The organism is Acinetobacter harbinensis (assembly GCF_000816495.1).
GTDB classification, from domain to species: Bacteria; Pseudomonadota; Gammaproteobacteria; order Pseudomonadales; family Moraxellaceae; genus Acinetobacter; species Acinetobacter harbinensis.
This window is the reverse complement of record NZ_JXBK01000001.1, coordinates 576,558-585,617: the sequence shown is the minus strand read 5'-3', so window position 1 is coordinate 585,617 and position 9,060 is coordinate 576,558. Positions and strand designations below refer to the sequence as shown.

8 protein-coding genes and 1 pseudogene are annotated in these 9,060 nt (G+C 44.0%); 4 read left to right on the top strand and 5 right to left on the bottom strand.

From position 1 onward, the window contains the following. Nucleotides 1-200 precede the first annotated feature (200 nt). From SE27_RS02775 to def, 4 genes are all read right to left on the bottom strand, one after another. Entirely contained in the window at nucleotides 201-1,364 is a 1,164-nt protein-coding gene (locus SE27_RS02775) for a hypothetical protein (RefSeq protein WP_039620663.1), read from the bottom strand. 100 nt (nucleotides 1,365-1,464) lie between these two features. Then, nucleotides 1,465-3,540: a TonB-dependent copper receptor gene (locus SE27_RS02770; protein ID WP_039623759.1), complete on the bottom strand. Its 2,076-nt coding sequence runs from the start codon at nucleotides 3,538-3,540 to the stop codon at nucleotides 1,465-1,467. Nucleotides 3,541-3,610: 70 nt separating this feature from the next. Continuing rightward, nucleotides 3,611-4,045, bottom strand: coding sequence for a DUF2946 family protein (locus tag SE27_RS02765; protein WP_039623758.1), 435 nt, complete (start codon nucleotides 4,043-4,045; stop codon nucleotides 3,611-3,613). 94 nt (nucleotides 4,046-4,139) lie between these two features. Then, nucleotides 4,140-4,670, bottom strand: a complete 531-nt coding sequence (def, locus tag SE27_RS02760) for a peptide deformylase (protein WP_039620661.1) — start codon at nucleotides 4,668-4,670, stop codon at nucleotides 4,140-4,142. A 119-nt stretch (nucleotides 4,671-4,789) separates the two neighbouring features. On the opposite strand from def, the gene SE27_RS02755 reads away from it, so the two are divergent. From SE27_RS02755 to SE27_RS02745, 3 genes are read left to right on the top strand one after another with little or no spacing between them, the layout of a single operon-like run. Continuing rightward, the gene (locus SE27_RS02755; protein WP_039620658.1) at nucleotides 4,790-5,944 is read left to right on the top strand and encodes a LysM peptidoglycan-binding domain-containing protein; all 1,155 of its coding nucleotides are present in this window, start codon (nucleotides 4,790-4,792) and stop codon (nucleotides 5,942-5,944) included. Between the two features lie 18 nt (nucleotides 5,945-5,962). After that, the gene (gene dprA / locus SE27_RS02750) at nucleotides 5,963-7,108 is read left to right on the top strand and encodes a DNA-processing protein DprA (protein WP_039620657.1); all 1,146 of its coding nucleotides are present in this window, start codon (nucleotides 5,963-5,965) and stop codon (nucleotides 7,106-7,108) included. 45 nt (nucleotides 7,109-7,153) lie between these two features. After that, nucleotides 7,154-7,723 carry an L-threonylcarbamoyladenylate synthase gene (locus SE27_RS02745; protein ID WP_039620655.1) on the top strand — a complete coding sequence of 190 codons (570 nt, stop codon included), beginning with the start codon at nucleotides 7,154-7,156 and terminating at the stop codon, nucleotides 7,721-7,723. A gap of 130 nt (nucleotides 7,724-7,853) precedes the next feature. On the opposite strand, the gene SE27_RS02740 is transcribed toward SE27_RS02745, so the two are convergent. Continuing rightward, nucleotides 7,854-8,768, bottom strand: a complete 915-nt coding sequence (locus SE27_RS02740) for a DMT family transporter (RefSeq protein WP_039620653.1) — start codon at nucleotides 8,766-8,768, stop codon at nucleotides 7,854-7,856. Nucleotides 8,769-8,942: 174 nt separating this feature from the next. Between SE27_RS02740 and SE27_RS14365 the strand changes: the two are divergent. Continuing rightward, a pseudogene (locus SE27_RS14365) lies at nucleotides 8,943-9,060 on the top strand (AraC family transcriptional regulator); the annotation flags it as partial.

Genomic DNA, 9,060 nt, shown 5'->3' with positions numbered 1-9,060 from the left:
CAACCCCTAATTCACCCTTATTTTGTCGACTGCTTATTTATTCCGCAAAATAGCCGCTTTTTATTACTTTTTACAGGAAAAAGGCAGATTATTTATCAGTTCCATCAGTATTAAGCAAAAACCAGCACCCATTAATCTCCTGTTTTAGCTGCTAAAGCCCGCATACTGCGCACAAATAAGATGATGGCGATCATTCTGGGTTATTGCTCCAAACGATTTTTATAGATATGTAGCACCACATCGCTAAATTCATTCAATACATAGCGCACCCACAAATTGCTATACCAATTTATTTCAGTTGAGAGACGATAATCAATCGTGAGAATCAACTTGGTTTGCTGAGCACTGATTTGCTCTAAGCGATAATCGGTGGTAAGCAAGTTAAAATATCGCCCACCCATTTCTAAATGATCATCCAAAGAGCCTTTTGGAAAAGATTCAGGCGTGAATTGATAAGTCCATGACAAGGCTGTCGGTGACTCTGATTGGGTGATTTTTTCTTGAAAGTGAATGCCGCGTTGCCAATATATTTGACGAACCCATTGATCTTGATTCTTTTCGGTCATCCCCGAAATAGGCTTAGGAAAACCCATGATAAAAATGGGGCTCGCTTTAATCTCCGATGCTTTGATGTGCTGAATATTGTTAATGGATAAAAATACCGTTTCAATCGGTGCATTTATGATGAGCTCTTTCTCAGTTACCCCATATTGATATTGGGATAAATTTGGCAACAGCACCATCATCAGCAAGGGAAGCAATGCTATAGAATAAAGTTTGCGAGACGGCTTCCACAGCCGTATATAAATTTCGCGCACGAAGACCGCACCCATCATCAAAAAAATCAAAAAGATAGGGGCCATCATAATTAAGCAAATTACCCCTTCATGAAGAACAACCAACCCTACCAGCAATACCCCCAACACAGTCCAAACCGGCCGTAGTAAGGTTTTTCTCAGCGGTTGAGGGGCATTGAGTGCAAAAACATATTCAATGATTGCGCCCAAGCTTAATGGTAAGAAAATCAAAAAAGCTCTGCTGACCATCTGCTGACTACTTTGTGCATATAAAGCCAGCAATAAAAAGTACGGTAAGATAATCAATCCCAAGGGCAGTAAAGTCTTGAATAAAGAGCGCTGAGGATAGCGCTGCTCCACAGCAATACTGGGCTTTTGCAACATCCGACAGACCACATAGCAGGCCGGCCCCGTTGCACTGCGATAGACCTGTACCTGTTGCACGCCATGATTTTTGAGCTGCTCTTTAAACTGCGATTCAAATTCCTCGGTCCACTCCTGTTCCTTAAAAATCACTTCACCGATACGCATAAAGGTTGCCATGCTTGCTTGAATTTTTTCTGTCATTTTTTTAATTTTCAGTATCAATCAACATCTATTATGACAAAAAACCACCATCCGGAGACAGTGGTTTTCAATAGCAATCAACACCACATGGTGGCAGAGCTTAGAATTTCATACTGACCCGTGCCCAATAATTACGTCCTGTATTATTGAACTGCTCATTACTGGCAAAGCCAAAACCTGAACTTCCAGCTTTGTTTAAATGCTCGGTATAGGTCTGATTTAACAGGTTATCCACGCCAATCGCTACATTAACGTCTTTCATTAGGTTATAAGTGGCATTTAAAGCCAGCGTATTAAACGCTTTACTTTCATTGATGTCATAACCGACGATATTGCCTTCATTTAAACTGATACGATCTTGCGCTGCCACCACGCGCCATAATGCGCCCAAGGTATATTTATCCTGCACATAACGTAGGTTCACCCGTCCTTCAAGCGGAGCAATTTGTGGTAGTGCGCGATGATCGGTGCTGTTTTTACCCCACGCATACATGGCACTCACATCGGCTTGAATGGCATCCGTAAATTGATAGCCCAGCCCTGCCTCAGCCCCTGCAATGGTGGCATCGACATTTTTCGCACTGGCACTGAAGCTTGAACCATGCCCGTGTCCACCGGATGTTGGATGATTATGATAGCTCATAAGAATAAAGTCATTTACCAAGCCTGCATATGCAGAGACCCAATAGCTAAATGCACCACGTTGCTGCTGATAACCCAAATCCAGTTGTAAGGTTTTTTCGGTAGCTAAATCGTTAAAGGCAGGTTTGCTCATCCCGCTATTACCATGTGCGGTACTAAACAGTTCCCAATAATCAGGCACACGCTCGACATAGCCCACACCAATATAGCTTTTAACTTCATGTTCGGAATGTTGACGCTCTAAACGAATAAAGGCACTCGGTAAGGTTTCTTTACGCTCATCATTTAATTTAAGAGCATCAATCTTAATTTGATCTACGCGTGCGCCGGTGACCACTTTATTGTCTTCATTCAGCGGATAAGTTAGCTCAGCAAAAGCACCATAAGATTGAAACTTCATATCGGACTGGAAGGGCTTATTCATACTCGGCATGGTCGGTGAAGTCATCGCACCACCATGCTTGTTCATTTGTGAATCGACGCCTGTTACTAAACTGAGTTGATCCCATTCACTGGTAACCGCAAGACGTGAATTCAAGGTACGGCGCGTGACCTGCATAGACATTGGATTAGGCATCAACATCTTCATATTATTATGTTCCATTTCAGCCAACGGCGGGGTACGTAAGCTAAAATTATCCATGATATGGTCGTTATAGCTATAGTTGACCTGCCCTTCAACTTTTTGAATCACCTCAGTGATATTCTTCTTTTCAAAGCGCAGTCCTAGACTTTCCCGCGCAAACTGCGAACCATCCATATCCCGACCAGCATACAGCGCTTCACCATCGGATTTTCCAGCGGTCAACTCCAGCCATGTATTTTCATTGGGCGTCCAACCGAATGCCAAGTCGGTATTCCAACGCTCCCAACTCGACGGTACGCTATTGCCATCGCCATCTTGATAACTATTTGATTCAGAGCGATTGGCATTTAAGCGTACATATTTTTGCGCATCACCTAGCACCGCTTCAACGTTGTGATCTAAACGCCCAAAAGAGCCAATCAATACGCTGGCTTGACCTTGATAGGGTTTTTCAGCGGTCAACTCTGGTTTTTCGCGTTCAAAAACAACGGTCGCCGCTGAACCGGTATTGGCATATTGCACGGTTTGCGGGCCTTTAATCACCGAAATACGATCATAACTTTCTGGTGAGATATACGAGGTGGGCGAATCCATACGTGCCGGACAAGCACCCAGACTTTCTGAACCATCGGTTAAGATTTTAATGCGTGAGCCAAACATGCCACGAAAAGTTACATCGCTGTTGGTGCCCCCATTTTTAATGCCATTAAAACCAACAATGCTTTGTAGGTAATCGGCACCATCGGTAGCTGGTATAGGTTGAATCGGCTGCTTTGGGTCGGCATGTACAATTAAACCACTCGCAGCGTTGCCTTGTTGGGCAGTGGCGACAATGGGCGCCAATGTTTGGTGCTGGGTCGATATGGATTCAGCAGATACTGCAGCGGAATAACAGACCACACAAATTGCAGCGGCAAGCGGCTGTAAAAGGAATTTTGGCTGAGCCATTTTCATCTCTCTTCAATTATAAATAAAACAAGGCTAGAGTCCTAAAAGACCCTAAAATTTAAGTTTTGATTTATATGAAGAAAGGCGGCGCTCGGCCTTGTGGAAGTAGATATAGGCGCTGTAGTACAAACCAAACATGACCAAAGGTCTGTTGGAATGCCAATAAACGCACCTGAATCCGGTCTAAAACTTCTTTGATGTGCAAATCTGGTGGCAAGACCAAATTGCCATAGACGGTACAGTACTGACACTGATGTGTCGCATCATGATGATGACTGTCACTACGTTTGGCTAACGGCTGATGGTGCTGGGGCGCATGGCCGGCATGATGAGAAGTGCTAGCTGCTGATGAAACTTGAGCAAAAGGGGTGAACAATAGTGCTTGCGTAATGGTTTCACAGACCGGAGCAACTTGATATTGCTTCGGCAGTAAAGGCTGTAAAAAAACAGCAATCTGTAAAAATACTGCCAGACAAGACAGCAGTAATCCACCACGTGACAGCAATCCACCCACCCTAGAATTTTTGCTTGACAAGTATAGCAAAACCCAATTCGAAATGGGCTGAAGCAAGCCTATTTTTTTACCAGCGCTACCGATATTAACGTTTTACTGCAACTTGATCTTTTTGACGTTGGCGGATAAGTTTTTCAACTTTTTCACGCGCACGTTGGCGTTTTAATGGCGATAAATAATCGACAAAAAGCTTACCATTTAAGTGATCCATTTCATGTTGAATACAAACAGCGAGAAGCTCGTCTGCTTCTATCTCAAATGATTGACCTTCAAGGTTAATTGCCTCAATTTTTACGCGTGACGCGCGCTGAACTTTATCGTATATTTGAGGAACGGACAGGCAGCCTTCTTCATAGGGCTGAGTGTCGGTGGTTAATGGGGTAACTTTGGGGTTAATAAACACCATGGGTTGATTTTTATCTTCAGATAAATCCATGACAATCAGCTGTATATGCTGATCAACCTGTGTTGCTGCCAAACCAATACCGGGCGCTTCATACATGGTGTCAAACATATCTGCTGCAAGCTGGCGAATTTCATCGGTCACTTCGTCAACAGGTTTTGCAATGGTACGAAGACGGGGATCCGGGAAACTTAAAATAGGTAATAAGGCCATACGGTGTCCTCACTTATGCCATTGATCAAAAAACAAGATGAAGCAATGCTTCATCAAAAAAATGTGTGTAATATTGTTATTATAACGCAACTACATACATAATTTTAGGAATTATGATAATGAAAAAGGTTTTCAAGAGCACAGCAAATTTTAGTGCTTTGGGGTTTAAAAAACAATTATTGGCACTCGCAGTCTGCTTAAGTGTTGGTGTTGGCATGGTGAGTGTTGCAGAAGCAGCGCCTACCCGTAACGTCAATCCTCCTGCATTAAAAGCCGGTGCACCACAAGTCTATGTGGTGAAAAAAGGCGATACCTTATGGGATATTTCCAAACGCTTTTTAAATAATCCAGTGCGTTGGCCAGAAATTTGGGCCAGCAATAAACACGTGAAAAATCCACATTGGATTTTCCCCGGTGATCGTTTATTGATGTGTACCTATAATGGCCGTCCAATCATTGGTAAAGATGAAGGTGACGGTTGTGAGGGGATTATTCGTCGTTATGCCGGTGGTACCAAACTCAAACAGCAAGTGCGCGTTGAATCTTTAAACAATGCGATTCCCGTGATTCCTCTGGAATATATTAAACATTGGTTAGAACGCAGCACCATTATTGCAGCAGAATCGATGGAAGGTACGCCGTATATTTTAGGCACAGCCGACCAACGCGTACTCGCGGCTAAAGGTCAAAGTGTCTATGCACGCGGCAACGGCCTAGAAGTTGGGCAACGCTATGCTGTTTACCGTGAAGGTGAACCGTATATGCTGACTGACGCCAATGGTAAAAAATACAATGCCGGTTTAGAACTGGTTCAAGTGGCATCGGGCGTTGCGGTACGCAGTGAAAAAGACATCACTACCTTAGAGTTAACCGACACCTATAATGCTGAGGTACGCCGCGGCGATCGCGTTCTGCCAGAATACGATCCGATGTTACCGACGTTGTTCTATCCCACTTATGCTGAAGATATTGTCCCCGGTGGCCATGTCATTCGTGTAATGGGTTCAATTGCAACCGCAGCCAAGCATAGTGTGGTGACGATTGATCGCGGTAGCTTACAAGGTGTGCAGGTTGGGCATGTGTTTAGTGTCAACCAAAAAGGTGAAATCGTTACCGATCCAAAAACCAAAGAACGCGTTCAATTACCCGGGCAACGTATCGGGAATGTGATGGTGTTTAAAACCTTTGATCAATTAAGCTATGCCTATGTCTTAGATAGCGAATTACCGATTAAAGTCGGCGCTGGCATTCAGCCCCCACTGCTGGATGAATAATTGATTTAGGATCAAGCCATGTTGAATCATTTATCCAAAGCGCAAATAGACACGATTACGTTGTGGTATTTGGTTCAACATTCCCTCTCCAGTTTTTATAAATTAGAAAAATATTTTGCTGGCGTTGAGCATGCAGTCAATACGCAAAACTTTGCCCTGTGGCACACGCTTGGTCTGCATAAAAGTCACTTACAACGCTTGGCTGAGTTTCAAAGTGAAATCGGTCAACAAAAATTTCAACAACTGCTGCATTCAATTCAAAAAAACAGCGACTTTATTCTACTCGCCGATGATGCAGATTATCCGGCACAACTACTGCCTTATACTGATAAGCCACCCATTTTGTTTGGTCAAGGTCATGCCAAAGCCTTATTACAACCCCAAATTGCCATTGTCGGCAGTCGTAAACCCAGCGCACATGGTCGTCAAGTGGCCTATGATTTTGCTTATTACTTAAGTGAAAAAGGCTTTTATATTATCAGTGGTCTGGCACAAGGTATTGATGAAGCGGCGCATCAAGGCGCACTCAAACACACTGGAACAATTGCGGTGATGGGCACCGGATTAGAGCAAACTTATCCAGCACAGCATCAGCAACTTCGACAACAAATTGTGGCCCAATCCGGTGCAATCATTACTGAATTTCTACCGGATACCCCACCTTTAGCGCATCACTTTCCACGTCGTAATCGCATTGTGAGTGCTTTAAGTTTAGGTATTGTGGTGGCAGAAGCGGCGTTAAAAAGCGGCTCTTTGATTACTGCCAAACTGGCGGCCGATCAAGGTAAAGTGATATTCGCCATTCCCGGACATATTTACAGCGAGCATCATCACGGCTGTCATCAACTGATTCGTGAAGGGGCTATTTTAGTCGACCATCCCGAGCAAATTATTGAAGACTTGGCGTTGCCGACACAGTGGCAAAATCAGTGTTACCTCGAACACAGCCAAAAATTACAGACTGTCTCTCACCCTGTTGAATTACCGCCACATTTAACAGCCCTATACAACCAATTGGATTGGGTCGGTCAAACACTAGATGCACTTGCCAGCAAACAAACGGTAGATGTCGCTCACTTAACCAGTCAATTGATGGAATTGGAATTACTTGGGGTATGTATGCAGCAAGCGGGCCTCTATCTGCGTTGTCGTAGCCCTCAATAAGGTTCACAATATGACCCGAAAGATTAACATGAGATAGAGCCAAAAATGATCACCACTGCTGTTGCCGAAGCTGCCGAATGTTTAAAACAAGGCCGTGTTTTAGCATATCCCACAGAAGCCGTTTGGGGTCTAGGTTGTGATCCATTGAATCAGCAGGCATTTTTAGAAATTTTACGCTTAAAACAGCGACCGATTGAAAAAGGGGTGATTTTATTGGCCGCTCATGTGAGCCAAGTAGAGTATCTTTTACAGTCTCTAAGCCCCCAAATGCAGCAAACAGTGATTGATTCATGGACGCATCGCTCACCGACCGAAAGAGCCATCACGTGGTTATTGCCCGCAGATCAGCAGGTTCCTGCTTGGATTAAAGGTGGACACAGCAAAGTTGCGGTTCGCGTAACGACTCATCCGCTTTGTGTGGCGTTATGCCATGCGTTTAACGGCTGTATCGTCTCGACCAGTGCCAATCCGGCGGGCGATGCACCGGCAACCTCACTGCAACAGGCTCATCAGTATTTTTCTGATCAGCTGAATTATTTAGACGGCGACTTGGGGCTTAGCCAGCAAGCCAGTCGAATTATTGATGCCGAAACCGGTGTGGTGATTCGTGCTTAACAGCACGCAGCGCGATTAACGGACTGCTTAATTTGAATTGTTAAAGCAGTCCATTTTTCATAGAGCATGCTCAGTGAAATGAAGGGGCATACACTGCCGCCTTGGCCCACTTGCTCTATACGCTGTGCAGCTATCCCTTTAAGGACAAGCCTGTAGCAGCCACAGTTTTCTTTTGTGCCAACACAATGCCCAGTAAAATCACCATACCGCCGATGCTGTGGTAAATCGTCCATGCTTCTGCCAACCAAATATTGGCAATAATGGCAGTAAAAACGGGCATCAAATTCATAAAAATACTGGTGCGATTTGGCCCTAACATTTGTACCGCCAACATCCACAACAAAGGGGCAATCAGTGAAGGGAAAATACCGGCATACAAAACACTGCCGACATTGTGCTGATCGATAGCATCTAATCCCAGCCACAGCACAAACGGTAAATGATAAAGCAAAGCAAAAATAATCTGCACATACAAACTAATCAGTAAGGGAATTTTGAGTTGCCACTTTTTTAAAAACACCCCATAAAAGGCATAGAAAAATACCGCCAGCACCATCATGACATCGCCAAGATGGCCACCCGACTGCATCAAGTTGCTCAGGCTGCCTTGTGCCATCACATACAACAAGCCGAGAAAAGATAAAACACTACCAATCACCGCAAAACGATTGGGGATATCTTTCAGGATGACAATCGAGACAAAAATGGTAAAAATGGGAATAAAGGCATTGATAATACCCATATTGGTGGCGGTGGTATAGTGCGCAGCGCTGTAACCCAAGCCTTGATATAACACCATACCAAAAGCACCCAACACGGCTAACTTTTTCCAGTTTTGCAGCACCAACGCTCGCTCACGCCAAACCCGCGTGGCCATAAAGGGCGTTAAAAGAATAAAAGCCAATAACCAGCGATAAAAACTAATACTCACAGGTGAAATATAATCGGCCACATAGCGTGTTACGGCAATATTCATCGACCAAATTAACACCGCCAATAAGGGTAGACCGATGGCCCACCAGACTGTTTTATTTTGCAATGCCATGCAGCGTACCTGATCTTAAATATTGAGTATTCATTCTGCCCAAAGTCTGAAATAATTAGAATATCGAATTTCAGACATTGATATGGGGCTACAGACAAACCAAGCGCACAGGGCTAGATTGCTGATCAAAAAAATAAAACTAAAAAATAAGCTTAATACAGAAAAGGAAATAGCATGACCGTGTTGATTCAGTCGCTCATTGAGGTGGAGGATTTTTTTTATCAGCAAGATGAAATTGTGGCCGCGCACAGTTCCTTGTGGGGCGATTTTAATTTTAGCTTAAACGGCATTT